The organism is Streptomyces sp. A0592 (genome assembly GCF_004795115.1).
Classification (GTDB): domain Bacteria; phylum Actinomycetota; class Actinomycetes; order Streptomycetales; family Streptomycetaceae; genus Streptomyces; species Streptomyces erythrochromogenes.
The window spans coordinates 406,220-430,638 of record NZ_SSBM01000003.1; the positions used below are offsets into that span (position 1 = coordinate 406,220).

The window sequence follows — 24,419 nt, forward strand, 5'->3', positions numbered from 1 at the left end:
GTGCTCCGGCCGTGGTCCCGCTCATCCCGTCACGGTGCGGTGCGGTGCGGTGCGTCAGCCGGTCGGAGTGCCGCCGGGCCCGGCGGCCGGTTCGCCCTGCGGCCGCGTCAGGTGCTTGAAGGCGTCCAGGTTGAAGGTCGGCTCGCCGCGGGAGACCCGCCATTCGTACTCGCGCCGGATCGCGCTCGCGAAGCCCAGCTCCAGCAGCGTGTTGAACGAGCCGTCCGCGGCCTCCAGCACCGTGCCGAGCAGCCGGTCCAGCTCCTCCGGGGTGACGACCGACAGCGGCAGGCGAGCCGTCAGGTAGATGTCGCCGAGCCGGTCGACCGCGTACGCCATCCCGTACAGCTTGAGGTTGCGCTCCAGCAGCCAGCGGTGGACGCCCGCCTCGTTCTCGTCGGGGTGGCGGATCACGAAGGCGTTGACCGACAGCGAGTGCCGGCCGATCTTCAGCGAGCAAGTGGTGCTCAGCTTGCGGGTGCCGGGGAGCTGGACGACGTACGTCCCCGGCTGCGGGCTCTCCCAGCCCAGTTCCGCGGCGGCGAGGGCGCTCTCGATGATCTCGGCGGTGTCAGCCATGGTGGGAGCGTACGCGACGGCGATGATCGTGCATCGCCGCCGTGTAGACGTCGGCCGTGCCGCTCGCCGCGGTGTCCCAGCCGAAGAACTGCGCGTGCCGGGCCGCCTCGGCCCCCATCCGGTCGGCGAGCCCGGGCTCGTCGACGAAGCGGCGCAGTTGGCGTGCGTAGTCCGCCGGTTCGTGCCCGGGTACGAGGATCCCCGTGACGCCGTCGTTGACGGCGACGGGCAGCCCTCCGACCTCGGCGGCCAGTACCGGGGTGCCGGCGGCCTGGGCCTCTATCGCGACGAGCCCGAAGGACTCGCTGTAGGAGGGCATGACCAGCACGGACGCCGCCCGGAACCAGTCCGCGAGCCCGTCCTGGGAGACCGGCGGGTGGAAGTGCACGAGGTCGGCGATGCCCAGCTTGGCGGCGAGCTTCTGCAGGCCCTCGGGCTTGGCGAGGCCGCTGCCGCTGGGGCCGCCGACGACGGGGACGAAGAGGCGGCGGCGCAGTGAGGGGTCCCGGTCGACCAGGACGGCGACGGCGCGCAGCAGGATGTCGGGGGCCTTCAGGGGCTGGATGCGCCCGGCGAAGAGGGGGATGACGGCGTCCTGCGGGAGCCCGAGGCGGGCGCGGGCGGCGGCCCGGCCGTCGCCGACGGTGAAGCGTTCGAGGTTCACGCCGGGGTGGACGACGGCCACCTTGGCGGGGTCGGCCTCGTAGTGCCGCACGAGCTCGTCGGCCTCTTCGGCGGTGTTGGCGATGAGCCGGTCGGCGGCGGAGACGATCTGCGTCTCGCCTATGACACGGGCGGCCGGCTCGGGGGTGTCCCCCTCGGCCAGTGCCGCGTTCTTGACCTTGGCCATGGTGTGCATGGCGTGCACGAGGGGCACGCCCCAGCGCTGGGCGGCGAGCCAGCCCACGTGCCCGGAGAGCCAGTAGTGGGAGTGGACGAGGTCGTAGTAGCCGGGGCGGTGGCCGGCCCAGGCCTGCATCACGCCGTGGGTGAAGGCGCACAGCTGGGCCGGGAGCTCCTCCTTGGCGAGGCCCTCGTACGGGCCGGCGTCCACGTGCCGCACGAGGACGCCGGGAGCCAGCTCCACCACGGGCGGCAGCCCGCCCGTGGTGGCCCGGGTGAAGACCTCGACCTCGATGTTGATCGCGGCGAGCCGCCTGGCCAGCTCCACGATGTAGACGTTCATCCCGCCGGCGTCGCCGGTCCCGGGCTGGTGCAGCGGTGAGGTGTGCACGCTGAGCATGGCCACGCGGCGCGGTTTGCGGTGGTGGCCGACGGCCGGCAGGCGCAGCCGGGGCGGCTCGTGGCGGGTGGCGGCGCGGGCGGCCGCGAGGCGCCCGCTGAGACTGCCGCCGAGGCGGGACACGTACTGGCTCAAGGAAGCGCTTCCTCTCGGCTCGGACGGTGCGCGCGCGACGCTCGGACGACATGACGGACGGCATGACTGCGGGGGCGCGTAGGGCGCCCTGCAAGGAGTGCAACCCGGATGGCCGTCCCCCGCATTCCGGGGGATCCGCATTTCCTCCGGGTTCCTCGTTTTTCTTGGAGCTGCCTTGGAGCTGCCTTGGAGCTGCCTTGGGACTCCCTCGGGGCTCCCTCGGGGCTCCCTTGGCGTTCCCGCCGGCGTTCCCCTCGGGCTTCTTCGGCTTCCTTGCGGCGCCGGGCGGTTTTCATGGGGTGCGGGCCCTCCGCTTACCCTCGGCTCATGGCCTCCCGCAGCACCCCTCCACCGTCACCCGGACGTGCCTCCGGCCGTCCTGTGGGCTCGGTGACGCGCGGGACGACGAACCCGAACCGGTTGCGCCGGATGGACCGCTGGATCGCGGCCACCCACGGGCCCGCATTGCGGCGTGCGGGGGATCCGGTGGCGGTGGACCTCGGCTACGGGGCCGCTCCCTGGACCGCGGTCGAGCTGCTGGCGCGGCTGCGGGGCGCGGCGCCGCGGGTGCGGGTGGTCGGCATCGAGATCGAGCCGGCGCGGGTGGCGGGGGCGAAGCCGTACGAGTGCGAGGGGCTCAGCTTCCGGCACGGCGGCTTCGAGGTGCCGCTGGAGGGCGGGGAGCGGGCGATGCTGATCCGCGCCGCGAACGTACTGCGCCAGTACGACGAGGAGCAGGTCGCGGAGGTCTGGGCGCGGCTGTGCGCGCGGCTGGCGCCGGGCGGGCTGCTGGTGGAGGGGACCTGCGACGAGATCGGGCGGCGGCACGTGTGGGTGGCGCTGGGGCCGGAGGGCCCGCGCACGGTGACGTTCGCGACGCGGCTGGGCTCGCTGGAACGTCCCTCCGACCTGGCGGAGCGGCTGCCGAAGGCGCTGATCCACCGGAACGTGCCGGGCGAGCCGGTGCACGCGTTCCTGCGCGACTTCGACCGGGCCTGGGCGGCGGCTGCCCCGTACGCCTCGTACGGGGCGCGGCAGCGCTGGATCCGGACGGCGCGGGCGCTGTCCGCCGACTGGCCCCTGGCCGACGGAACGGGACGGTGGCGGCAGGGGGAACTGACCCTGCGCTGGGAGGCGTTGCGCCCGGTGGGGTGAATGCGGCGCGGTGGGGAACCGGGGGCGGGTGTGCCCCGTTTGATCCGTGAGGGGCAGGGCTCGGGGTCCGTTGGGGCAGACAAGATCGAAATGGCATCCGCAAGGGTGTCGGAATTCATCGACTCGTGGCACCATCCCGATGGCAGTGCGAAGTTACTGATGAATAGTCAGATCTGATGTCAGGTCTGGCTCGGGTGCCTGGGGGGACCATGGGGTCGGTAAGGCGACGACGAGGCGCAAGCTCTCTCGTGCTGCTGTGTGCGATGGCGGTGCTGACGGCGGGCCTCACGACGGGCACGGCGTACGCGGCGCCGGCCGCACCGGGGGCTCCGGCCCCGGCACCGGCCGTACCGGGGGCTCCCGCGCCCGCGCCGGGGCCGGGCGGCAAGTCCCTGGAGCAGGTCCGCAAGGACATCGAGGAGCTCTACCGGCAGGCGGGCACCGCGACGGACGCCTTCAACCTCGCCGAGGTCGAGACCAAGGCCCAGTCGGACAAGATCGTCGAGATCGCCAACCTGATCGTCGCCGGCAAGGAGCGGATCGCCACGCTGAAGAGCCGCGCCGGCGCAGCGGCCCGTGCGCAGTACCGCGCGGGCGGCCTGCCGCCCGGCGCACGGCTGGCGTTGAGCGACGACCCGAACCAGTTCCTCGACGGGGCGGACCGGTTGCGCCAGGGCGAGAAGGCCGCCTCGGACCTCCTGAGCGAACTGGACCGCACCCAGACGGACTTGCAGCGCTACGCGGAAGAGGCGAGCGAGCGCTGGCAGAAGCTGGAGGCCAACCGGGTCAAGCAGGAGGAGTCCAAGAAGCAGATCGAGGAGAAGATCAAGGCCGCGGAGGAGCTGGAGAGCAAGCTGGAGGCCGAGGAGAAGGCCCGGCTGATCCAGCTGGAGCAGGAAGCCCAGTACCGCGCGCAGACGGCGTGGCTGTCCACGGGCGCGATGAAGGACGTCAACGGCAAGGCGACGGACGCCGGCAAGCGGGCCGTCCAGTTCGCCACGGCCCAGATGGGGAAGCCGTACAAGTGGGGCGCCGTGGGCCCCGACTCCTTCGACTGCTCCGGACTCACCTCCCAGGCCTGGCGCGCGGCGGGCCGGGGCATCCCGCGCACCTCGCAGGAGCAGCTGCGGCTGCTGCCGAAGATCGCGGTCAAGGACATGCGTCCGGGCGACCTGATCATCTACTTCGACGACGCGAGCCACGTCGGCATGTACGTGGGCGACGGCGCGATGGTCCACGCCCCGCGCCCCGGCCGCAACGTGACGATGGCGGGCGCGGGCTCCATGCCGATCAAGGCGGTAGTCCGCCCGGACGCCTGACCCCTCCCGGGCGGGGCGGCCGATCCCGGGACCACGGCCCCGCCCGCAGCCGCCGCCGGCCGTACGCCGGGCCGGGCGCGACCCGGCGGTGCCCGACCCGGGGGCCGGATCCCGTTCACCGGGCCCGCCCGAAGCCTCGGTCCGTACGGCGCCCCCGGTTGCCCATGACCGCAGGTCGGCGCCCACAGGATGCCCGGCCCTGAGCCGCCGGCCGAGCCCGGGCCACGGGCCGTACCGGCCCCGCAGGCGGCCGCCGACAGGCCGTCGGCCTCCCGCATGGGCCGCCGGCGGCCGGACGGCGGTCCCGGCGCGGGCCGGGGACAACGGGTGGTGGGGCGAGGCAACCCGGTGGGGGTGGGCGACGTCTCGGTAGACGGGACGGAACGCGGCCCCGCCGTGACCTTTGTCATCAGTGAGGCCGATTTTCCCCCGTGATGACGGCATATGACGGAGGCCCCCGCCAAGAACGGCATTCCGTTCGCGGGGCCGGGACCGCTAGGGTCTGCCGGAGCGCACCCTCGGGGGGAGGGAAGGAACCGGAAACGATGCCCGTACCCGTACCGCGGCAGAGGGACACCCCCGCCACGGAGAGCGGTCAGGCCGTTCTGCACACCGCCGCACCGCCCGCCTCCCTCGGCGCCGGTGTCGCGCAGGCGACCCCTCAGACCACCGCCCTGACCCTCCTGGTCATCGAGGACGACCCCGCAGGCGGGCTCACCGTCCCCGAGATCCTCGACGCCGACGGCCACCGCATCCGGCTCCGCACCGCCCGCAACCTCACCGAGGCCGAGCGGCTGCTCACCCCCGACGTGCACTGCATCCTGCTCGACCTGTCCCTCACCGGAAGCGGAAACGGAACCGGAAACGGAACCGGAAACGGGAGCGGAAACGGGAGCGGGAGCGGCACCCGTGTCGGCGGCGGAGCCACGACCACCGCCACGCTGGACCAGCAGCTCGCCGTCCTCCACCAGGTGCTGCGCCTCGCGCCCCGCCACGCCGTCCTCGTCCTCACCGACGAGGACGACGCCGAGCGCGCCGCCGAGGCCGTCCGCGTCGGGGCCCAGGACTTCCTCTTCCGGGACGAGCTGGACGGCCGCCTGCTGAGCCGCGCCATCCGCTACGCCGTGGAGAGAAAACGGGCCGACATCGCCCAGTACAAGCTTGCAGAATCGAAACTGCGCGCCCAGGAGAACGCCCGCCTGGAGCGCGGCCTGCTCCCCACCCCTCTCCTTGAGGGCTCCGATCTGCGCTTCGCCGCCCGCTACCGCCCCGGCCGCAGCCGGGCCCTCCTCGGCGGCGACTTCTACGACACCGTCCGCACCCCCGACGGCACCGTCCACGCCATGATCGGAGACGTCTGCGGCCACGGCCCGGACGAAGCCGCCCTCGGCGTAGAGCTCCGCATCGCCTGGCGCGCCCTGACCCTGGCCGGGCTGTGCGGCGACGACCTGCTGGCCACCCTTCAGGAGGTGCTGGAGGTGGAGCGCCCCTGCGAGGAGATATTCGCGACGCTGTGCACCGTCGACATCGCCCCGGACGGCCGCCGCGCGGGCCTGTGCCTGGCCGGCCATCCGGCCCCGCTGATCTCCCGTCCGGGCCGCCGCGCGCAGCTCCTCCCGTACGAGAACAGCGGCCCGGCCCTCGGGCTGCTGCCCCGGGCCCGCTGGCCGCGCCGGCAGGTCGAGCTCGGCGGCACCTGGAGCCTGATGCTCTACACCGACGGCCTCATCGAGGGGCGGATCGGTGAGGGCAAGGAACGCCTGGGCCAGGACGGCATGGTCGAGATGATCAACCGCCACCTGGACCGCGGCCTGAGCGGCGAAGGGCTGCTGGAGGCCTCCGTCACCGAGGCCCGCCGTCTCAACGGCGGCGAGCTCACCGACGACGTGGCCGTGGTCCTGCTCTCCCGCGCCGAAGGCTGAGCCGGCCCCCGGACGAGGAGCGGCTACCGGCCGCCGTTGTAGGGGCCGTACGGCCCGTCGCTGCTGCTGCCGCCCTTGCGGCGGCCGCCGCCCGAGACCTGCTTGAGGGCGGGCCGTACGTCCACGAAGAACACGATGGTCGCCACCAGGCCCGCGATCTGGAGGAAGAGCATCCCCAGGAAGGCGTCCACGAGCACGGTGATGCCGAGGATGACCAGCCAGAAGGTCTTGCTCTGCTTGTCGGCCGCACGGTACGCGTCGTCACGGGCCAGCAGCGCGAACCCGAAGGCCACCACCGCGAGCACCAGCATGGCGAGCCCGAGCAGCGGGACCACCCCTCGATCGAACCCGTCCATCAACATCGCTTCGACCGCCTTCTCATGCTTCCGCTTCGCACTTCCGATGCCGCCTCAGTCCACGCTACCGGCACACGCCCCTCCATCAACCACAACGGGCCGGGCCCTGTAAGGGTGCCCGGCCCGTGGTCGCCCATGCGGGCGCGGTTCAGCTCGCGTCGTCCGCGGTGACGACGGCCTTCTTGGCCGTGCTCTTGCGCGCGGCGGGCTTCTTGGCCGCGGGGCGCTCCTCGGCAGCGGCCTCGGCCGCCGGCTCGGCCTGCGCCTCGGGGGTCGGCTCGGGCCGCGGCTCGACGACGACGGCGATGTCGACGATCTCGTCGGAGACCTCGCCGCGCCAGGCCCTTACGGCCTGCTCACCGTGCTCGGCGACCTTGTCGTAGGTCTCCTTGGCGCGCACCGCGTACTCGGCGGCCACGCCGACACCGCGCAGCGCCAGGTCCTGGGCGGTCTCCCCGATCTTCTTCGGGTCGATCGCGCCGAACACCTCGGCCACCTTGGCGGTGACCGCGTCCTGCACGGCCTTCGGGTCCGTGTTCTTCACGGCCTCGATGCGCGCGGGTGCCTCGGCGCGCAGCTGCTCGATGAGCTCCGGCACCTTCTTCGCCTGCTGGACGGCGAGGTCGGCGGTGCCGGCGGCGAAGTAGAGGGGAGTGGGGTCGGTGAGGGTCTTCTTCAGGTCATCGGCGATGGCCATGTGCTGGTCCTCCCGGATCAACTTCAGTCGGTCTTCGACGGCATCTCGTCGGCGGGCTTGCCGGGCGTGTCCGGCGCGTCGGGCGTGTCCGGCCCGGCGGGAACGGCGGGCGCGTCGAGCGCGTTCTCCTTGCGGAACGACTCGTAGATCTGGAGCAGCACCTGCTTCTGCCGCTCGTTGATCGACGGGTCGGCGAGTATGACGGCTCGCGTCTCCACCTCGTCGCGGTCCCGCTCGTCCAGGATCCCGGCCTGCACGTACAGCGTCTCCGCGGAGATCCGCAGCGCCTTGGCCAGCTGCTGGAGGATGTCCGCGCTCGGCTTGCGCAGCCCGCGCTCGATCTGGCTCAGGTACGGATTCGACACTCCCGCGGCATCGGCCAGCTGCCGCAGCGAAAGCTGCGCCTGCCGCCGTTGCTCACGGAGGTATTCGCCGAGGTTTCCGACGTTGAGCGATGCCATGCTGCAGATCCTGCCCGACCCCGCTAACTTTTGCAAGCAGATGCTTGCAACATCTCCCGCCCCTCAGCCGCCGAAACCGAGGGCCAGGGCGACCACCGCCGGCGCCGCGTAGATCACCGGGAACGCCACGTGCGCGTATGCCCGGGCGCGGACCACCGTGACCACCGCCCCCGCGAAGTACGCCGCGACACCGATCGCGGCCGCGACACCGACGGCCGGTACGAACAGACCCGCCACCAGGCCCACCGCACCCGCCGCCTTCGCGACTCCCAGCCACACCCACCAGGCCCGCGGGACCCCGTACTCCGCCAGCGGCTCGACCACCCACTTCGCCTTCAGGAACACCGAAGCCGCCGAGAACCCCACCATGAACGCACCGACCAGAGCGAAAACAACAGCCGTCGTGGACATCCGGCACTCCCCTCGGGCGGACGCCGGCGCGGACCGCGCCGGTCGGGAACCCCGCCCTCACTCCACTGACCCGCCCCGCGCCCCACGTGTGACAGGCGGATCCGACTGAGTACTCCGCGCACGAAATCCCTTGGCGGGACGGCGGGCCGCCGACGGAGACTGGCCGCATGCCGCACCGCTCCGCCCATGTCTGCCTCGACTGCCGGGTGTCCTTCAAGCACTCCGCGTACCGCGAATACCGCTGCCCCCGCTGCCGCCGGGTACTCCTCTTCGCCGGGGACGCCTTCGAGGCGCCGCCGCGGCGGGACCGGGACGCCTGGCGGGTCCTGTCCGTGCTCCTGCACGCGGGGCTCGACTTCCGGCAGGCCTGCTGCGGCTGCGGGCCCGGCTACCGCCCGCGGAGCCTGCGCGAGGTGCGCGAGCGACTCGCGTACGCCCGACGCACCGGGGTACCGGCCTCCCGAGCGCTCGCCACCCCGTAGGCCTGCCCTCAGGACGTGCCGATCACCACCGTCGCGTACCGCTCCTCCGAGCTCACCGCCCGGACCGTCAGACCGGCCGAGGTCAGTGCCGACGCCGTCGACGGGGCCTGCCGGACGCTCGTCTCGATCAGCAGGCGCCCTCCCGGGGCCAGCCAGGCCGGGGCCCCCGCCGCGACCCGGCGGTGGATGTCCAGCCCGTCGGCCCCGCCGTCCAGCGAGACCAGCGGCTCGTGGTCGCGCGCCTCCGACGGCATCAGCCCGATCTCCTCCGTCGGCACGTACGGGGCGTTGACCACCAGCACGTCCACCCGGCCGCGCAGCTCGGGCGGCAGCGCGGCGTACAGGTCGCCCTCCCACACCCGGCCGCCGTACGGGGCCACGTTGCGCCGCGCGTACGCCAGCGCCGCCGGGTCGATGTCGGCGGCGTGCAGCTCCACCCCGCCCGGTGACTGCGCCGCCACCGCCGCGCCCAGCGCGCCGACCCCGCAGCACAGGTCCAGCACCACCGCACCCGGCCGGGTCAGCGCCACCGCCTCCTCCACCAGGAACTCGGTGCGCCGGCGCGGTACGAACGCCCCCGCGCCCACCTGCACGCGCAGCCCGCAGAACTCCGCCCATCCCACGACATGTTCGAGCGGCTCGCCGCCCACCCGGCGGGCCAGCAGCTCCGCCAGGTGCGCATCGTCCCGGGCGGCGCCGCTCAGCAACTCCGCCTCCTCCTCCGCGAAGACACAGCCGGCCGCGCGCAGGGATTCCACAAGTGACGCCACAACTCCAGCCTTTCGATCCGCCGTCCGCGATCTCAGAAGACGTCCGGACACCACGGACGGCGCGCGGTGCGGAACACCGCCTCCGCCAGCGCGACCGCGCCCGGCCGCTCCTCGGCCAGCTGCCCGAGCGCGGCCAGCCGTACCGCGGACGCCTCGCCGAGGTACAAGGATCCCAGCACGGACACATCCAGCCGCAGGTCGGCCGCCTCCTGCGTGCGCTCGCACACGCCCGCCCCCGCGTCCAGCCGGTAGCGGCCGGCCGCCGGGCCGGCCTCGTCCGCGACCTCCAGTACGAGCACCCCGGGCACCTCGTACGTCCGCGCGCCCAGCGCCCGTACGACGTCCAGGACCCGCACCCACAGGAAGTCGGCGGAGGTGACGACACGGGCCGAACGCGGATCGGGCAGCAGGTGCGGGAGCAGGTCGTCGGGGGCCCGGTAGCCGGTGCGGACCTTCAGCACCCAGTCGATGGAGCACAGGAAGTGCCACAGCGCCCGCTCCGCCTGCGGGGTGAGCGCCAGCAGGTCCTGCACCTGCACGGTGTTCTGCGGGACCTTCGCGTCCGTCCAGTGGTCGTCGGCGGTGTAGACGGCCACGCCGGCCACCTCGCCCTCCGCCGTCCGGTACACGGCGTGGAACTTCTCCTTGTAGGGCCGGTGCGACATCTCCTCCAGCCCGGTCGCCAGGTTCCACCAGCGCTCGTCGCGGTTCACGGCGCCCGGCACGGCCGCCCGCACCCTGTCGTGCAGCCCGGGGCCGAACCGCCGGAACTCGGCGGCGTCCACCAGGTCGATCCGGCCGCCGTCCGCGGGCGCCGACCAGCGCCGGTCCAGCCCGGTGCGCGGTACGTCGATCTCCCATTCCGTGAGGGCGGTGGCGGGCCCGAACCCGTACCGCCCGTAGATCGGGTACTCGGCGGCGATCAGCGTCGCCAGGGCGTCGCCGCGCTCCCCGGCCGCGGCGAACTCGGCGGCCATCATCCGGGTCAGCAGGCCCCGGCGGCGGTGGGTGGGCAGCACGCCCACGTTGGAGACCGCGGAGACGGGGACGACGGCCCCGCCGGGCACGGTCAACTCCTGCGCGAAGGACCGGAAGGCCCCCACGCAGCGACCGGTGTCGGCATCGAACGCGCCCTGGATGCGGGCGAGATCGTTGTACTTGGCGCGCTGGGCGAGATCGGAGTCGGTCACCCGGGTCGCGGTCAGGAAGCCGGTGTGAACGGCGCGCACCCAGTCGTGGAGTTCGGATTCGGCGATCGGCCGGACGTCAGCACTCATAGCGGCCCACGCTAATCGCCCGACCGGCGCGGGTCGCCCGAATTTCCTACGCGAGCAGGTCGTCCACCTGCGCTTCTCCCTCCCGGTACCGGCGGGTGATCTCCGCGCTGCATTCGTCCGCCGTGCGCTGCAGCTGCTGCCGGCGCCGCGAGACCTGCTGCTCGTAGCGCACCAGCCGCCCCATCCCGTCGTGCAGTTCGCCGTCGGTGCGGGCCTCCAGGTCCGACAGCTCCACGTCGGCGAGCATCTCCGCCGCCAGCACCCGGTACTCCTCGCTGTGCGGGGTGCCGAGCGTGACGTGCCGGGCGGAGGCGCTGCGGCTGGAGGGGGCGTCGGCGAGGATCACCGAGAGCCGGTCCACCACCGGCGCCTCGGGATCGGTCCGCCGGGCCAGCTCGGCGCGCAGGATGTCGATGCGGCCCTGGAGCAGTCTGCGCACGTAGCTCAGATCGGCCTCGTCGCGCTGGGCGTCACGGCGCAGCGCGCGCAGTTCGGGCAACCCGAGCGCGGTGGCCGGGGCCGCGGGGCCCTGCTCCTGCGTCTCGGCCGTGCGCTGCGCGGGCGGTCGTACCGCGGCAGCTGCGACGGAAGCGGGTGATGCAGGTACGGAGGTACCAGAAGTATTCATGTCGTTCGGGTCCGTCCCCTCGACCGGTGCGGCGCACCCGCACCGCCTGCGTGCATCGTGCCACTCTCCGTGGCCCCGGTGCAGTCCCACTCCACCCGATCGGCCCCGGACGGGTGCACGGCTGGTACACAGGTGGTATGCGAGCTGTGGTGCAGAGGGTGGACGGCGCGAGCGTCGTCGTGGGCGGCGAGACCGTGGGCGAGGTCGTCGGCGAGGGGCTGTGCGTGCTGGTGGGGGTGACCCACGACGACACGCCGGAGAAGGCGGCGCAGCTGGCGCGCAAGCTGTGGTCCGTGCGGATCCTGGAGGGCGAGAAGTCCTGCAGCGACAACGGGGCGCCGCTGCTGGTCATCTCCCAGTTCACGCTCTACGGCGACGCCCGCAAGGGGCGGCGCCCCACCTGGAACGCGGCGGCGCCCGGGCCGGTCGCCGAGCCGCTGGTCGACGAGGTCGTGGCGCAGCTGCGCGCGCTGGGCGCGACGGTGGCGACGGGCCGGTTCGGGGCGGACATGCGGGTGTCGCTGACCAACCACGGCCCGTTCACCATCGTCGTCGACGTCTAGGCCGGCCGCTGGGCCCGGCTCGGGCGTCAGGGGGCTACGACGACCTCCTGGGCGGCGGCCGTGCCGCCCACCAGCAGCGGGGCGTCGACCGGGACATTCCGCTTGACCAGGGCGAGGGCGATCGGGCCCAGCTCGTGGTGGCGGACGGCGGTGGTCACGAAGCCCAGCTGGCGGCCCTCCTCACCGTCGGCGGCGAGCCGGACCGGGGCGCCGTGGGCCGGGAGGACCACCTCGGAGCCGTCCAGGTGCAGGAAGACCAGGCGGCGCGGGGGCTTGCCCAGGTTGTGGACGCGGGCGACCGTCTCCTGGCCGCGGTAGCAGCCCTTCTGCAGGTGCACGGCGGTGCCGATCCAGCCCAGCTCGTGCGGGATGGTGCGGTGGTCGGTCTCCAGGCCGACCCGCGGCCGGTGTCCCTCGACGCGCAGGGCCTCGTAGGCGAGGAGGCCGGCGGCCGGTCCGTGCGCGGCGGCGAAGGACTCCAGCTCGGCACGGGGCAGGAAGACGTCCCGGCCGTACGCGGTCTCGCGTACGGCGAGGTCCTTGGGGACCTCGGCGATGGAGCCGGCCGGAAGGTGCACGACCGCGAACTCCTCGGTGCGGTCGGCGACTTCGACGCGGTAGAAGAACTTCATCGACTCCAGGTAGGCGATCAGCTCGCCCTGGGTGCCGGGCTCCACGTGCGCCCACGTCGTCTCGCCGTCGTCGACGAGGTAGAGCGCGTGCTCGATGTGGCCGTTGGCGGAGAGGATCAGCGCCTCGGTGGCCTGCCCGGCCGGGAGCTCGGTGACGTGCTGGGTGATCAGCAGGTGCAGCCAGCTCAGCCGCTCCGGGCCGGTGACGGCGACGACCCCGCGGTGCGAGAGGTCGACGAAGCCGCGGCCGCCGGCGAGGGCGCGCTGTTCGCCGTACAGCTCGCCGTAGTGGGCGGCGACGCCCTCGTCGCGGCCTTCGGCCTGGACGGCGCCGGGAAGATGGAGCAAGGGGCTGCTGGTCATGCGACCAAGCCTACGACCCTGCTACGCGTGGGCGGCACGCTGCTTGGCGGCGCACTTCTTGCACAGTCCGAAGATCGCGAAGTGCTTCATGTCCGTCTCGAACCCGAAGGTCGTACGGAGCTTCGCGGTGAACTCGGCGGCGATGTCGAGGTCCGCCTCGATCACGTCGGCGCAGTCGCGGCAGACCAGGTGGATGTGGTGGTGCCGGTCGGCCAGGTGGTAGGTGGGGGCCCCGTGCCCGAGGTGGGCGTGCGAGACCAGGCCGAGCTCCTCCAGGAGCTCCAGCGTCCGGTAGACGGTGGAGATGTTGACCCCGGAGGCCGTCCTGCGCACTTCCGCCAGGATCTCGTCCGGGGTGGCGTGCTCCAGCGCGTCCACGGCCTCCAGCACGAGCTGGCGCTGCGGGGTCAGCCGGTAGCCGCGCCGCCGCAGGTCGGTCTTCCAGTCCGCGCCCGGGGTTCCCTCGGTGCTCTCGGTGCTCACCACCCCGTCAGTGTATGTGTGCGAAGGGGACCGCGGTCGAGCCCGCGGTCCCCTTTCGTGCACAGCCTGTGGAGGTTTCCGCTCAGCGGAAGAAGGCGATGCCGTCGTCCGGCATGTCGGGGAGGTTGCGCGCCATCTCGGCGACCTCCTCGGGCGTGACGACCTTCTTGAGCTGGGCCGACATGTACGGGCGCAGTTCGACGTCCGGGGTGGCCTTCTCGCCGACCCACATGAGGTCGCTCTTGACGTAGCCGTAGAGCCGCTTGCCGCCGCTGTACGGGCCGGAGGCCGCGGTACGGGCGACCGCGTCGGTGACCAGGTCGATCTGGGGCTTCTGGTCGGCGAGCTCGCCGTACCAGACCTCGACGACGCCCTGGTCGCGGACCATGACGATCTCGACCTTGCGGTCCTTGTCGATGCGCCAGTAACCGGACTCGGACTCCAGCGGCCGCACCTTGTTGCCCTCGGCGTCGAGGACCCAGGTGTGGGAGGTGTACTCCAGGAAGTCCCGGCCGTCGTGGCTGAAGACGACTTCCTGGCCGAAGTTGCACTTCTCCTCACCGGGGAAGTCGAAGACTCCCGCACCCTCCCAGTTGCCGAGGAGGAAGGCGAGGGGGACGAGGCCCGGGTTCAGGTCGGACGGGATCTGGATCATGTGTGGCTGCTCAGGCGATCTGTGGGAGGGGTTCCGGGGCGGTCAGCTGAGCCGGTGCTCAGCGCTGACCCTGGTACAGCTTCTTGACGGCCAGGCCGGTGAAGGCCATGACGCCGACGCAGACCAGGACCAGCAGGGAGGTGAAGACTGCCTCAAGCACGGGGTGCTCCTCGGAATCGTTTCGGGGCTGTACGGGGCCGGTCCCCAAGCCTACTGGCCCGGGGACCGGCGCACGGTGTGAGGTGGGCCGTACCGGTCGGCCCCCGGCCGTCAGCTCAGCAGCTGGCTCTGCAGGATCACCGTCTGGTGGAAGGGGACGGGGGCCACCTCGCCCTTGCGGGACTGGATGACCATGCCCAGGACGTCACCCGTCCGGAGGCAGCCGACCTTGGTCTGCTCCTCGCCGGTGACGGGCTTCATCTCCTGGTACACGCTGAGGTCGGTGCCGTCGAAGTACGCGGCGCCGGGGAAGTCCAGGGCGGTGCTGTTCATCTGCGTGCCCTTGGCCTTGCTCCAGACGTCGTCCAGGTCCAGGGCCGAGACTCCGTTCAGCTGTGCGTTGGCGTCGCAGCCCTTGAAGGCGTCCACGAAGCCGGACGAGTGGAAGCGCAGCAGGTAGACGTGCGTGCGCGTGCCGTCCGGCATCGTCCAGCCCCGGCCGACGATCTGCCGCAGCCCGTCCCATTCGAGGGACGTCTTGAGCTTCTCGCGGGCTTCGGGCGCGTACTCCTCCAGGAAGGAGTCGACCGGCACCGCACCGTCCTTGTCCGCCTTGACCGCGTCGTCGGCCCCGGCGCCCCGGGGAGCGGGCAGGAGCAGGCCGGTGAGCTGCGCGTAGTGCGTCCCGTCCTTGTTGTCCGGGCCCTGGGGCAGGGGGGCTCCGGCGGGCAGCGCGGGCTGGGAGAGCTTCGGGAACGTCCAGCGGCCGTCGCCTTCGGTGGACAGGCCGGGGACGTCGGTGCGCTCCGGCACGGTGATCCCGTACGCGACCCCGGCGCCGACCGCGGCGAAGACGGCGACGGCGGCGGTCCAGCGCAGGGCGGCGCGCAGCGCCCGCCGGTCCTTCGGCGGGGCGGGCGGGGCGGCCCAGGGGGAGGCCTCGGCCGAGGCCTCGGCGGCGGCCACGGGCCGGGGCTCCGGAGCGGCCTCGGTCACGGCCTCGGTCACGGCCTCGGTCACGGCCTCGGGCTCGGCGGCCGGCACGGGCGACGGCTCGGCGGCCGACACCGGCTCGGGCGAGGACGGGGGCGTGGGCTCCGCCTCGGGGCCGGTGGTGGTCTGCTCGCTGCTCACGCGGACTCTCCGGGGGACTTGAGGTGGTCGAGTTGCTGCTTGAAGAGGCCCGCGGCGTCCTTCACCGCGAATCCCTTGCTCCCGTACATGCGGAAGGTCACCAGGACGTCCCCCTCGACGGCCACGCAGTCGAGGGCGTCGATCTTCTCCTTGCCGTCCTTGCCGCCCTTGAGCGAGTCGTCCAGCCCGCACTTGGCCTGCGGGTAGCCCTCCACCTGCGGCGCCTCGCCGCCGGCGGCGGTGAGCTCGATGAGCTTCTTGGTGAACTCGGCGAACTTGGCCACCTGCTGCGGGTCGGCCTGCATGAGCCGGATCTCGGCGACGGCGGCGCCCTCGCCCTCGCCGCGGGCGTAGCTGCGCCCGGCCATGCCCTTGAGCTTCAGGTCCGCCAGCGCCTTGTCCCGTTCGGCCCGCTCGCTGCTGGAGAGGCCGGTACGGGCGTCCTTGAAGTTCTGCAGCGCCTTGTCGCTCGGGACGAAGTAGTGGTCGCCTTCGCGGTCGAGGTCGGGGCCCGGCCAGTAGTTGGCGGGCAGCGGCATCAGCTTGCCCGTCAGCTCGTTCGGGGGCACGGACGGCACCGGGGCCGCGGTGCCGCCGGTCGTGTGGTCCTCGGGCACCCAGTACCGCGTCGGCGAGGTCCGGTCGGCGTCCGCGAGCGCGGCCGCGGCGGCGACACCGCCGCCCGCGAGGACGACGACGCCGACGGCCGCCGAGATCAGGGCGAGCGTCCTGCGGTTCCTCCTGCGCACGGGCGCGCCCGCGGACTGGACCGCGGGCTCGGGCGCGGGCTCGGCCGCGGGTGCGGGATCCGCCTCGGGCCCGGTCGTGTTCTGCTGCTCGCTCACAGCCGCTCCATCTGTCGCTTGGCGATCTCGACCAGGGCCTTCTCGTCGACCTCACCGCGGTTGTTCGTGTACTCGACGACCGTCACGATGTCGCCGCGGCGGATCAGGGCACGGGCCTGCCGGATCGGGTGGTAGCCGGGCTCCTCGTGCGCCTTGGAGTCGATCCACAGGTGCCCGAAGTCCGCCGGCACGCCCGGGAAGTCCTTGCCCGAGTTGCCCGCGTAGCCCTTCTCGGGCATGTAGGCGACCATGCCCGCCTGGAAGCCCTCGGCCCCACTGCGGTCGCGGAACTGGAGCAGGTGGACCTGGACGAAGTTCCGGTCGTTCTCGGCCCACCGCGCGGTGGCGACGTTCTTGACGCCGTCCCTGATGAGCGAGCCGACCGCCTGGGAGGGTTCCAGGTACCAGCTCGCGGCGAACGCGTCGGCGGAGACGGCACCCGAGAAGCCGTCCTTCGCGCCGCCGGGGAGGTCCACCAGCTTCTTGGCCAGTTCCTCGTCCGTCTTGTGCCAGCGGGTGGCGTTGATCGAGCGCCGGCTCGTCGCGTCGTTCATGGCGGCCGGCTTCGGCCCGTCCACCTTCTGCTGGGCCAGCGGCGGCAGGGGGGTGGGCTCGCGGTGGTACTGGACCGCGTAGCCGGTGACGGTGCCGGCGAGTACGCCGAGCACGGCCGCGCCCGCGATCAGGAGCGTGGTGCGTCCCGCGCGGCGCCGGCGCGGGACCGCAGTGGCCGAAGTGTCCTGCTCCGGTGCGCTCTCCCCCTCTTTCCGCTGCTCAGGGATGGTCTGTTCGTGTTCCAACGGGGTCCCCCACAAAACCGGAAGCGCGGGTTGGTTACCCGCGCGTACCCCATGACCGACAGCCCGGTGGAGCAGTTGTACGAAGCCTGATCACGTTCTTGTCTCGTGGGGGTTTCAGTCCTCGCGGCGCCGTTTTCCGTCCAGTTCGTCCCACCATTCGTCGGACTTCGGATCGCCCGAGGGGTCGTCCCACCAGCGGTCGTCCGGCCCGCGCCGGTTCGCGATCATCGCGGCGACCGGCGGGATCACCATGGCGACGACGCACATGGCCACGGCGGCCTCGACCGACCACAGGCGCACGAAGGCCCAGGCGGAGACGAAGAGGACCAGGCATCCGCCCATCATCAGGAAGTAGGCGCGTCGGCGCCGGGCGTACATGCCTCCAAGGGTAGGACGGCCCGTCCGGGCAGGGAACGGCACGAAGGGCCGCACCCCGTTCCAGTGGCGTCCAACCCCCGGGGGTGCGGCCCTTCGGCCGATCAATCAGGCGATCACATGTGCGGTGCTCAGACCGCGATCGCCACGTCCGTCACGCCGCCGGCCTCGGCGACCACGACGGCACGGTCCGCCTGGGCACCCGGGACGAGCGCGCGCAGCGTCCAGGAGCCGGTGGCCGCGTAGAAGCGGAACTGGCCGGTGGCCGAGGTCGGGACCTCGGCGGTGAACTCGCCGGTCGAGTCCAGCAGTCGCACGTAGCCGCTGACGGGCGCGCCGTCCTGGGTCACCTGGCCCTGGATCGCGGTCTCACCGGGCTTGAGGGTCGCGAGGTCGGGCCCGCCGATCTGTGCTCCACACATATTCTCTGTCCTGTCCTGGAGAGGTCGTACTACGAGGGCGTCGCGTGCCCGGGATTACTTGTTGGGGCCGAGCTCGATCGGCACGCCGACCAGCGAGCCGTACTCGGTCCACGAGCCGTCGTAGTTCTTGACGTTCTCCTGGCCGAGGAGCTCGTGCAGCACGAACCACGTGAGCGCGGAGCGCTCACCGATGCGGCAGTAGGCGATGGTGTCCTTCGCCAGATCGACCTGCTCGGCCTCGTAGAGGGCGGTCAGTTCGTCGTCCGACTTGAAGGTGCCGTCGTCGTTGGCGTTCTTCGACCACGGGATGTTGCGGGCGCTCGGCACGTGGCCGGGGCGCTGCGACTGCTCCTGCGGGAGGTGCGCCGGAGCGAGCAGCTTGCCCGAGAACTCGTCGGGGGAGCGGACGTCGACCAGGTTCAGGGAGCCGATCGCGGCCACGACGTCGTCGCGGAAGGCGCGGATCGAGGTGTCCTGGGCCTTGGCCTTGTACTCGGTGGCCGGGCGGTTCGGGACGTCCTTGCCGTCGACCAGGTCGCGGGAGTCGAGCTCCCACTTCTTGCGGCCGCCGTCGAGGAGCTTGACGTCCTGGTGGCCGTAGAGCTTGAAGTACCAGTAGGCGTAGGAGGCGAACCAGTTGTTGTTGCCGCCGTAGAGGACGACGGTGTCGTCGTTCGAGATGCCCTTGGCGGAGAGGAGCTTCTCGAAGCCCTCCTGGTCCACGAAGTCACGGCGGACCGGGTCCTGGAGGTCGGTCTTCCAGTCGATCCGGACGGCGTTGGTGATGTGGTTCTTGTCGTAGGCGGACGTGTCCTCGTCCACCTCGACGATGACGACGTCGGCGTCGTTCAGGTGGGCCTCGACCCAGTCGGCGTCTACGAGGACGTCGCTGCGGCTCATGGTGATCTCCTCCGGGGCAGTGTGCGGCGGGGCGGTGCGGGGTGCGCTGTGCTGCGTGCCTGCGGGTGCACTCGATTCCTGCGCGGGGAGGCGTCAGGGGTCAGGAGGCAGGTGCGGTCACGCGGGGATGGGCCTGTCGGGCCGTCGTCCGGCTGATGGAGCGGATGCGCTCACACGTCACATGGATCGACAGAGCATGGCGGCGACGCGACACAGGTCTACTGCCCGTCGCTTCGTGAGGTCCGCCTGCTGATGCTTCATAGCCATGGATCGTAGGGACGAATCAGCCGCCCTGTCACCGGTGTGTCATATTCCGAGACAGGATCGTCCGAATGCTGGGATGAGAACACCCTTTCCGGGCGCCCCGGCGCCTCCGGGGCCCGCCGCGCGGCCCGTCCTTCTGCGGATCGGACCGCCCTGTCTCACGATCCGGCCAGCGCCACGTTCGAGCCGCCCAGCGTGAGGTGCACACCGGCCTCGTCCGAGGTCAGTGCCGAGAGCTGGAGGCCCGCCGGGAGGCCGCCCTCGAGGTTGCGGTCGAAGTCGGTCTGCCGCCGGACCAGCCGCTCCAGGCCGGGAATCCCCTCGCCCGGCACCTCTTCGGCGTGCACCCGGACGATCTTGCCGCCCTTTCCGCCCTTGGCGTCCGGCGCGTCCACGAGCGTGATCGTCGAGATCACGCTGCGCGACAGCTTCCGGCCGGCGATGTCCACCGACGCGGTGACCTTCACCTTGCCGGGCGCCCCGCCGTAGGACAGGGTCGCGCCGGTCTGGGAGGCCGCGGTCAGGTCGGCGTAGGTGATGAGCGCGCTGCCCTCGGCGCGCTCGGCCGTGCCGCCGCTGTAGTCACCGTCGAGCCGCACGCCGCGGAAGCTCGCGTCGAGCTCCGAGAGCCGCGTCTTGCGGCCCTCGGCGGCGACCTCGACGCCCGTGAGCTTCAGATCGACCCGGTCCAGGTCGCGGCTGAGGGCCTGGGTCAGGAAGGGGAACCCGTGGATCTCCACCTCCGTGCTGCCGGCCAGGCCCTGGCGGGCCTGTATTCGGTCGGCCAGCTGGTTCTCGGCGTAGCCGACCGCCCAGCGGTCCGCGCCCACGAACACGGCTCCGAGCACCACTGAGATGATCACAACGACGCGCAGGATACGCACGTGCCCTCCCCCTACTTATCGGTACGTGCGGTCTAGTTGACCATGTCCGCCCGTCAGGAGACCGTCAGCGGTGGTGTGAGGCGCGGTGTGACGGCGCAGGTCAGCCCACCACCCGTCCGATCAGGTAGACGGCGGGGGCGGCGGCCGCGAGCGGCAGCGCGACACCGGCCGTCATGTGCACGAACTTCGACGGGTAGTCGTACGCCGCCACGCGCAGCCCGACCAGCGCGCACACCCCGGCGACCAGGCCCAGCAGCGCCCCGCCGACACCGACGGAGGTGATCCCGCCGACCGCGACGCCCGCGCCGGCGGCCGAGGCCAGCGAGACCCCGACGGACGTGGCGGTGGGCAGCGGCAGGGCGCGGACGAAGACGGCGACGGCCACGGCGGCCGCGCCGACCGTGACGGCGGCGGTGTCGGCGGCCAGGTAGCCGGCGCAGATGATGGCGAGGGCGGCCGAGGCCACCGAGGCCATCAGCCCGTACATCCGCTCGTCGGGATCGGCCTGGCTGCGCAGCTGGAGCACGAGCGTGAGCAGCACCCAGGCGCCGAGGGTGCCGACGATCGCGCCGGCGCCGTACGCCTCCTCCACCGCGAGCACGGCCGCGTCGGCGGCCAGGGCGCCCGCGAAGGCGAGGGCGATGCCCTGCCGGGCCGGCCACATGCCGTTCAGGCGGAACCAGCCGGCCGCGGTGAGGCCCTGGAGGGCGATCAGCGGTACGAGCAGGGCGTACTGCCCGAGGGCGGCGGCCGCGGCGAGCAGCAGCCCGAGGGCGGCGGTCAGTACGGCCGGCTGCGGGCCGGGATCGATGATCGGCGACCGGCCTTCGGCGCGGGCCTGGGCCGGGTCCACGGCGCGCACGGTGTTCCCGGCGAGGGTGGGCGGGGACCAGTCGGTGGCCTCCGACGCCTCGGCGGCGTTGCCGGCCTGGGCCGGTACCGGGGCCGGTACCGGGCTGTCGGCGGCGGCGCCGGCCTGGGGCGGAAGGAAGGCGGTCTGCTCGGCCGCGGACACGTGGGGCTCCTGCTGCTCGGGGCCGGGGAAGGGCGGGAGGTACGCCGTCTGCTCGGCGGCGGCGCCCTGCTGCTGATCGGGACCGGGGTACGGCGGGAGGTACGCCGTCTGCTCGGCGGCGGCGCCCTGCTGCTGATCGGGACCGGGGTACGGCGGAAGGTACGCCGTCTGCTCCGCGGCGGCGCCCTGCTGCTGATCGGGACCGGGGTACGGCGGAAGGTACGCCGTCTGCTCCGCGGCGGCGGACGCACCGCCGCCCGGGCCGCCGCCCTGCGACCAGTCCTGCACCGGGGCGGCCGGGGCCTCGTCCCGGAACCAGCCCTCGGGAGCCACGGCCTGCTGCTGCCCGGGGTGGGGGTAGGGCGGCAGGTATGCCGTCTCGGCGGCGGACGCCGGCTCCGGCACGCCCCGGCCGCCCTGGGGCACGCCCTGGCCGCCCTGGGACCAGTCCTGCGCCGCAGGAGCCGGGGCGGCCGGAGCCTCGTCCCGGAACCAGCCCTGCGGAGCCGGCGCCTGCTGCTCCGGACCGGGGGCGGGCGCGCCCCAGGCCGCCTGCCCCTCGACCGGAGCCTGGGCGTGGCCCTGGGCGTGGCCCTGGGCGTGGCCCTGGGCGTGGCCCTGGGCCTGGTAGGGCGGATAGGCCTGGGCCGGGCCGGGTACGGCTCCCGCACCCGGCCCGGCGGCGGCCTCGTCGCGGAACCAGCCCTCGGGCGCGACCGGCTGCCCGGGCACCGCGCCCAGCGGCGGATGCACCGGCTGGTATCCGGTGTCCCAGGTGTCGGCCTGCCAGGTCTGGGTCCCGTACGGGTCGTGCGGCTGCTGCTGTTGCCGCTGCGGCTGCTGCTGTTGCTGTTGCTGCTGTTCGTCAGGCGTGCTCATCGGCTCCCGCTCACCCGCCCGCGAACGGCGGGAGCACCTCGACGGTGCCGCCCTCGGTCAGCGGTACGGAATCGTGCGGGCGCTTGCCCACAGGTTCTTCGTTCACGAGGAAGGAGCAGCGCAGCAGGACCCGGGTCAGCTCCCCGGGGTGGCGTTCCCGCACGCCATCGAGCGCCTCGGCCAGTGTCCTCGCCGAGTACGGCTCCTCCGCAGTCCCGGCCGCGGCCTTGGCCGCCGCCCAGTAGCGGATGGTTCCGGTTGCCACTGCAGCTCCTATCGTCGGCTCTCTACCGTCGGCCTCCATGATGGCCCCTCCGGCCGCCGCCCCCGGCGTGCCCCGACGCGCCGTGTGTGCGCCGGGCCGGACCGTCCCCGCCGCCCCGCATGCCTCCGTTCCGGTGAAAACGGTGCATACGCAGGGCGGGAACGTGGCAGGAGGGTGGCATGAACCACAGAAGCGGAAGCAGGAGAGCCCCGGACGGGAAACAGCGGGTGGGCTATTCTGCTGGCGAGAGGATCCGGGCAATGTGGCCCCCGGGTCCTTTTGTGCTTTCAGCACGTTGAACGAACCGAGAACAGTGGTGACCGGGCGGATCCCCAGGGCGCGGGGCCGGACGGGCACCAGGCGACACGTACGAAGCAGTACCGCGCATGTCCTCGACGGGACCGAGGAGGAACCGACGTGATGGACCAGCGAACCGTGCACCACCGTCCGGCCCGGGCAGGTGGTCGGTCATGAGCTCGCTCCTGCTGCTCACCAACGCGCTGCAGCCGTCCACCGAAGTGCTGCCCGCACTCGGCCTGCTGCTGCACAACGTCAGGGTGGCGCCCGCCGAGGGCCCGGCCCTCGTCGACACCCCGGGCGCCGACGTCATCCTCGTCGACGGCCGCCGCGACCTGCCGCAGGTCCGGTCGCTGTGCCAGCTGCTGCGCTCCACCGGCCCCGGCTGTCCGCTGATCCTCGTCGTCACCGAGGGCGGCCTGGCGGCCGTCACCGCCGACTGGGGCATCGACGACGTACTCCTGGACACCGCCGGCCCCGCCGAGGTCGAGGCACGCCTGCGGCTGGCCACGGGCCGCCAGCAGCTCGGCTCGGACGACTCCCCCATGGAGATCCGCAACGGCGACCTGTCGGTGGACGAGGCCACGTACTCCGCCAAGCTCAAGGGGCGGGTGCTGGACCTCACCTTCAAGGAGTTCGAGCTCCTCAAGTACCTCGCGCAGCATCCGGGCCGGGTCTTCACCCGCGCGCAGCTGCTGCAGGAGGTCTGGGGCTACGACTACTTCGGAGGCACCCGGACGGTCGACGTGCACGTACGGCGGCTGCGGGCGAAACTCGGCCCCGAGCACGAGTCGCTGATCGGCACGGTCCGCAACGTCGGCTACCGATTCGTCACGCCGGAGAAGGTCGAGCGGGCGGCGGCGGAGGCCGCGGCCCAGGCGGCGGCCAAGGTCGCCGCGGAGTCGGCCGCGGAGGGCTCCGCGCGGGCCTCCGGGGCGACCACCCGGTCGGCCTAGGCGCCCGATGATCGTCCGGTCTTCAGGACGGCCTGCCCAGAGGTAGGTCACCCCGCGTAGACTGCCGCGCGTGGCCAAGGTGACGCGGGATGACGTAGCGCGACTTGCGGGTACTTCTACCGCCGTCGTGAGCTATGTCATCAACAACGGACCCCGGCCGGTTGCCCCGGCCACGCGCGAGCGTGTCCTCGCCGCGATCAAGGACCTGGGCTACCGCCCGGACCGGGTCGCCCAGGCGATGGCGTCGCGACGCACCGACCTCATAGGCATGATCGTCCCCGATGCCCGCCAGCCGTTCTTCGCGGAGATGGCGCACGCGGTCGAGCAGGCCGCCGCCGAGCGCGGAAAGATGGTCCTGGTCGGCAACTCCGACTACCGCACCGAGCGCGAGGTCCACTACCTGCGGGCCTTCCTCGGGATGCGGGTATCCGGGCTGATCCTGGTCAGCCAGGGCATGAGCGAGCAGGCGGCCAGCGAGATCGAGGCCTGGGACGCCCGCGTGGTGCTGCTGCACGAGCGCCCGGAGGCGATCGACGACGTCGCGGTCGTCACGGACGACATCGGCGGCGCCCAGCTCGCCACCCGGCACCTGCTGGAGCACGGGCACGAGTACGTCGCCTGCATCGGCGGCATCGAGAACACCCCGTCGGTGGGCGACCCGGTCGCCGACCACGTCGAGGGCTGGCGGCGGGCCATGCTGGAGGCGGGCCGCTCCATCGAGGGCCGCGTCATCGAGGCCCCGTACAACCGCTATGACGCGTACACGGTCGCCCTGGAGGTCCTGGCGCGCCCGGACCGGCCGACGGCCATCTTCTGCGCCACGGACGACCAGGCGATCGGCGTGCTGCGCGCGGCGCGCGAACTGCGCATCGACGTGCCCGGGGAACTCGCGGTGGCCGGCTTCGACGACGTGAAGGAGGCGGCCCTCACGGACCCGCCGCTGACCACGATCGCCTCGGACCGCCCGGCGATGGCCCGCGCGGCGGTGGACCTGGTCCTCGACGACGGCCTGCGCGTGGCCGGCTCGCGCCGCGAGCGCCTCAAGCAGTTCCCGTCGGCACTGGTGGTCCGCCGCTCCTGCGGCTGCCGGTAG

Annotated in this window: 28 protein-coding genes; 7 read left to right on the forward strand and 21 right to left on the reverse strand. The window is 72.7% G+C overall.

The genetic code is table 11. The features are described from left to right. Window positions 1–54: 54 nt before the first annotated feature. Both E6U81_RS07265 and mshA read right to left on the reverse strand, forming a co-directional pair. Window positions 55–579, reverse strand: coding sequence for a YbjN domain-containing protein (locus tag E6U81_RS07265; protein WP_136229234.1), 525 nt, complete (start codon window positions 577–579; stop codon window positions 55–57). Continuing rightward, complete coding sequence (gene mshA, locus E6U81_RS07270) at window positions 572–1,870, reverse strand: D-inositol-3-phosphate glycosyltransferase (RefSeq protein ID WP_168714580.1); 1,299 nt, start codon at window positions 1,868–1,870, stop codon at window positions 572–574. The genes E6U81_RS07265 and mshA overlap by 8 nt, the downstream gene beginning before the upstream one ends. A 414-nt stretch (window positions 1,871–2,284) precedes the next feature. Between mshA and E6U81_RS07275 the strand changes: the two genes are divergently transcribed. The 3 genes from E6U81_RS07275 to E6U81_RS07285 all read left to right on the forward strand — a co-directional run bounded on the left by E6U81_RS07275 (window position 2,285) and on the right by E6U81_RS07285 (window position 6,353). Beyond that, entirely contained in the window at window positions 2,285–3,112 is an 828-nt protein-coding gene (locus E6U81_RS07275; RefSeq protein WP_136229236.1) for a class I SAM-dependent methyltransferase, read from the forward strand. 209 nt (window positions 3,113–3,321) lie between these two features. Further along, window positions 3,322–4,431, forward strand: a complete 1,110-nt coding sequence (locus tag E6U81_RS07280; protein ID WP_136229237.1) for a C40 family peptidase — start codon at window positions 3,322–3,324, stop codon at window positions 4,429–4,431. 545 nt (window positions 4,432–4,976) lie between these two features. Further along, a complete protein-coding gene (locus E6U81_RS07285) occupies window positions 4,977–6,353 on the forward strand; it encodes a fused response regulator/phosphatase (RefSeq protein ID WP_136229238.1) in 1,377 nt (458 codons plus the stop codon). A 23-nt stretch (window positions 6,354–6,376) separates the two neighbouring features. On the opposite strand, the gene E6U81_RS07290 is transcribed toward E6U81_RS07285, so the two are convergent. The 4 genes from E6U81_RS07290 to E6U81_RS07305 form a co-directional block, all read right to left on the reverse strand. Further along, complete coding sequence (locus E6U81_RS07290; RefSeq protein WP_136229239.1) at window positions 6,377–6,715, reverse strand: DUF2516 family protein; 339 nt, start codon at window positions 6,713–6,715, stop codon at window positions 6,377–6,379. Between the two features lie 142 nt (window positions 6,716–6,857). Continuing rightward, entirely contained in the window at window positions 6,858–7,406 is a 549-nt protein-coding gene (locus E6U81_RS07295) for a hypothetical protein (RefSeq protein ID WP_136229240.1), read from the reverse strand. A gap of 23 nt (window positions 7,407–7,429) precedes the next feature. Next, complete coding sequence (locus E6U81_RS07300) at window positions 7,430–7,867, reverse strand: helix-turn-helix transcriptional regulator (protein WP_240803690.1); 438 nt, start codon at window positions 7,865–7,867, stop codon at window positions 7,430–7,432. Window positions 7,868–7,930: 63 nt separating this feature from the next. Next, window positions 7,931–8,278, reverse strand: a complete 348-nt coding sequence (locus tag E6U81_RS07305) for a DoxX family protein (protein WP_136229241.1) — start codon at window positions 8,276–8,278, stop codon at window positions 7,931–7,933. A 167-nt stretch (window positions 8,279–8,445) separates the two neighbouring features. On the opposite strand from E6U81_RS07305, the gene E6U81_RS07310 reads away from it, so the two are divergent. Then, on the forward strand, window positions 8,446–8,760 hold the full coding sequence (locus E6U81_RS07310; protein WP_136229242.1) for a deoxyxylulose-5-phosphate synthase: 315 nt from the start codon (window positions 8,446–8,448) through the stop codon (window positions 8,758–8,760). Window positions 8,761–8,768: 8 nt separating this feature from the next. Here E6U81_RS07310 and E6U81_RS07315 read toward each other — a convergent pair whose 3' ends face one another. The 3 genes from E6U81_RS07315 to E6U81_RS07325 are packed head-to-tail and all read right to left on the reverse strand — an operon-like array spanning window position 8,769 to window position 11,435. Beyond that, the gene (locus E6U81_RS07315) at window positions 8,769–9,530 is read right to left on the reverse strand and encodes a putative protein N(5)-glutamine methyltransferase (RefSeq protein WP_240803691.1); all 762 of its coding nucleotides are present in this window, start codon (window positions 9,528–9,530) and stop codon (window positions 8,769–8,771) included. Window positions 9,531–9,562: 32 nt separating this feature from the next. After that, window positions 9,563–10,807, reverse strand: coding sequence for a GNAT family N-acetyltransferase (locus E6U81_RS07320; RefSeq protein ID WP_136229243.1), 1,245 nt, complete (start codon window positions 10,805–10,807; stop codon window positions 9,563–9,565). A gap of 46 nt (window positions 10,808–10,853) precedes the next feature. Further along, window positions 10,854–11,435 carry a hypothetical protein gene (locus tag E6U81_RS07325; RefSeq protein WP_030659024.1) on the reverse strand — a complete coding sequence of 194 codons (582 nt, stop codon included), beginning with the start codon at window positions 11,433–11,435 and terminating at the stop codon, window positions 10,854–10,856. A 137-nt stretch (window positions 11,436–11,572) separates the two neighbouring features. Between E6U81_RS07325 and dtd the strand changes: the two genes are divergently transcribed. Next, a complete protein-coding gene (dtd, locus tag E6U81_RS07330; protein ID WP_136229244.1) occupies window positions 11,573–11,998 on the forward strand; it encodes a D-aminoacyl-tRNA deacylase in 426 nt (141 codons plus the stop codon). A gap of 26 nt (window positions 11,999–12,024) precedes the next feature. On the opposite strand, the gene E6U81_RS07335 is transcribed toward dtd, so the two are convergent. From E6U81_RS07335 to E6U81_RS07395, 12 genes are all read right to left on the reverse strand, one after another. Beyond that, window positions 12,025–12,993, reverse strand: a complete 969-nt coding sequence (locus E6U81_RS07335; protein ID WP_136229245.1) for a glycine cleavage T C-terminal barrel domain-containing protein — start codon at window positions 12,991–12,993, stop codon at window positions 12,025–12,027. Window positions 12,994–13,014: 21 nt separating this feature from the next. After that, complete coding sequence (locus E6U81_RS07340) at window positions 13,015–13,479, reverse strand: Fur family transcriptional regulator (protein ID WP_346766129.1); 465 nt, start codon at window positions 13,477–13,479, stop codon at window positions 13,015–13,017. 79 nt (window positions 13,480–13,558) lie between these two features. Further along, on the reverse strand, window positions 13,559–14,131 hold the full coding sequence (locus E6U81_RS07345) for an FABP family protein (RefSeq protein WP_030659031.1): 573 nt from the start codon (window positions 14,129–14,131) through the stop codon (window positions 13,559–13,561). A gap of 270 nt (window positions 14,132–14,401) precedes the next feature. Further along, entirely contained in the window at window positions 14,402–15,424 is a 1,023-nt protein-coding gene (locus tag E6U81_RS07350) for a hypothetical protein (RefSeq protein ID WP_240803692.1), read from the reverse strand. Then, window positions 15,421–16,269 (reverse strand): hypothetical protein, encoded by an 849-nt coding sequence (locus E6U81_RS07355; protein ID WP_240803693.1) that lies wholly within the window; start codon window positions 16,267–16,269, stop codon window positions 15,421–15,423. The genes E6U81_RS07350 and E6U81_RS07355 overlap by 4 nt, the downstream gene beginning before the upstream one ends. After that, window positions 16,266–17,069: a hypothetical protein gene (locus tag E6U81_RS07360; protein ID WP_240803694.1), complete on the reverse strand. Its 804-nt coding sequence runs from the start codon at window positions 17,067–17,069 to the stop codon at window positions 16,266–16,268. The genes E6U81_RS07355 and E6U81_RS07360 overlap by 4 nt, the downstream gene beginning before the upstream one ends. A gap of 114 nt (window positions 17,070–17,183) precedes the next feature. After that, a complete protein-coding gene (locus E6U81_RS07365) occupies window positions 17,184–17,447 on the reverse strand; it encodes a DUF3099 domain-containing protein (RefSeq protein ID WP_136229247.1) in 264 nt (87 codons plus the stop codon). Between the two features lie 128 nt (window positions 17,448–17,575). Further along, window positions 17,576–17,866 (reverse strand): DUF1416 domain-containing protein, encoded by a 291-nt coding sequence (locus E6U81_RS07370; protein WP_136229248.1) that lies wholly within the window; start codon window positions 17,864–17,866, stop codon window positions 17,576–17,578. Between the two features lie 54 nt (window positions 17,867–17,920). Continuing rightward, window positions 17,921–18,766, reverse strand: coding sequence for a sulfurtransferase (locus tag E6U81_RS07375; RefSeq protein ID WP_136229249.1), 846 nt, complete (start codon window positions 18,764–18,766; stop codon window positions 17,921–17,923). A gap of 422 nt (window positions 18,767–19,188) precedes the next feature. After that, on the reverse strand, window positions 19,189–19,914 hold the full coding sequence (locus tag E6U81_RS07385) for a DUF2993 domain-containing protein (protein WP_136229250.1): 726 nt from the start codon (window positions 19,912–19,914) through the stop codon (window positions 19,189–19,191). A gap of 100 nt (window positions 19,915–20,014) precedes the next feature. Beyond that, window positions 20,015–21,334: a hypothetical protein gene (locus E6U81_RS07390; RefSeq protein ID WP_136229335.1), complete on the reverse strand. Its 1,320-nt coding sequence runs from the start codon at window positions 21,332–21,334 to the stop codon at window positions 20,015–20,017. A gap of 484 nt (window positions 21,335–21,818) precedes the next feature. Continuing rightward, the gene (locus E6U81_RS07395) at window positions 21,819–22,073 is read right to left on the reverse strand and encodes a MoaD/ThiS family protein (RefSeq protein WP_030964668.1); all 255 of its coding nucleotides are present in this window, start codon (window positions 22,071–22,073) and stop codon (window positions 21,819–21,821) included. Between the two features lie 470 nt (window positions 22,074–22,543). Between E6U81_RS07395 and E6U81_RS07400 the strand changes: the two genes are divergently transcribed. Together E6U81_RS07400 and E6U81_RS07405 are read left to right on the forward strand one after the other, a co-directional pair. Further along, window positions 22,544–23,326 (forward strand): response regulator transcription factor, encoded by a 783-nt coding sequence (locus E6U81_RS07400; RefSeq protein ID WP_136229251.1) that lies wholly within the window; start codon window positions 22,544–22,546, stop codon window positions 23,324–23,326. Between the two features lie 70 nt (window positions 23,327–23,396). After that, window positions 23,397–24,419 carry a LacI family DNA-binding transcriptional regulator gene (locus E6U81_RS07405; RefSeq protein WP_136229252.1) on the forward strand — a complete coding sequence of 341 codons (1,023 nt, stop codon included), beginning with the start codon at window positions 23,397–23,399 and terminating at the stop codon, window positions 24,417–24,419.

Bases quoted from the DNA above. Each gene is read 5' to 3' on its own strand.
- E6U81_RS07295 (WP_136229240.1), bottom strand. From the start codon at position 7,406: ATGGCCATCGCCGATGACCTGAAGAAGACCCTCACCGACCCCACTCCC.
- E6U81_RS07365 (WP_136229247.1), bottom strand. From the start codon at position 17,447: ATGTACGCCCGGCGCCGACGCGCCTACTTCCTGATGATGGGCGGATGC.
- E6U81_RS07285 (WP_136229238.1), top strand. From the start codon at position 4,977: ATGCCCGTACCCGTACCGCGGCAGAGGGACACCCCCGCCACGGAGAGC.
- E6U81_RS07320 (WP_136229243.1), bottom strand. From the start codon at position 10,807: ATGAGTGCTGACGTCCGGCCGATCGCCGAATCCGAACTCCACGACTGG.
- E6U81_RS07325 (WP_030659024.1), bottom strand. From the start codon at position 11,435: ATGAATACTTCTGGTACCTCCGTACCTGCATCACCCGCTTCCGTCGCA.
- E6U81_RS07275 (WP_136229236.1), top strand. From the start codon at position 2,285: ATGGCCTCCCGCAGCACCCCTCCACCGTCACCCGGACGTGCCTCCGGC.
- E6U81_RS07335 (WP_136229245.1), bottom strand. From the start codon at position 12,993: ATGACCAGCAGCCCCTTGCTCCATCTTCCCGGCGCCGTCCAGGCCGAA.
- E6U81_RS07290 (WP_136229239.1), bottom strand. From the start codon at position 6,715: ATGTTGATGGACGGGTTCGATCGAGGGGTGGTCCCGCTGCTCGGGCTC.
- E6U81_RS07370 (WP_136229248.1), bottom strand. From the start codon at position 17,866: ATGTGTGGAGCACAGATCGGCGGGCCCGACCTCGCGACCCTCAAGCCC.
- E6U81_RS07300 (WP_240803690.1), bottom strand. From the start codon at position 7,867: ATGGCATCGCTCAACGTCGGAAACCTCGGCGAATACCTCCGTGAGCAA.
- E6U81_RS07400 (WP_136229251.1), top strand. From the start codon at position 22,544: ATGAGCTCGCTCCTGCTGCTCACCAACGCGCTGCAGCCGTCCACCGAA.
- E6U81_RS07310 (WP_136229242.1), top strand. From the start codon at position 8,446: ATGCCGCACCGCTCCGCCCATGTCTGCCTCGACTGCCGGGTGTCCTTC.
- dtd (WP_136229244.1), top strand. From the start codon at position 11,573: ATGCGAGCTGTGGTGCAGAGGGTGGACGGCGCGAGCGTCGTCGTGGGC.
- E6U81_RS07345 (WP_030659031.1), bottom strand. From the start codon at position 14,131: ATGATCCAGATCCCGTCCGACCTGAACCCGGGCCTCGTCCCCCTCGCC.
- E6U81_RS07265 (WP_136229234.1), bottom strand. From the start codon at position 579: ATGGCTGACACCGCCGAGATCATCGAGAGCGCCCTCGCCGCCGCGGAA.
- E6U81_RS07305 (WP_136229241.1), bottom strand. From the start codon at position 8,278: ATGTCCACGACGGCTGTTGTTTTCGCTCTGGTCGGTGCGTTCATGGTG.
- E6U81_RS07375 (WP_136229249.1), bottom strand. From the start codon at position 18,766: ATGAGCCGCAGCGACGTCCTCGTAGACGCCGACTGGGTCGAGGCCCAC.
- E6U81_RS07280 (WP_136229237.1), top strand. From the start codon at position 3,322: ATGGGGTCGGTAAGGCGACGACGAGGCGCAAGCTCTCTCGTGCTGCTG.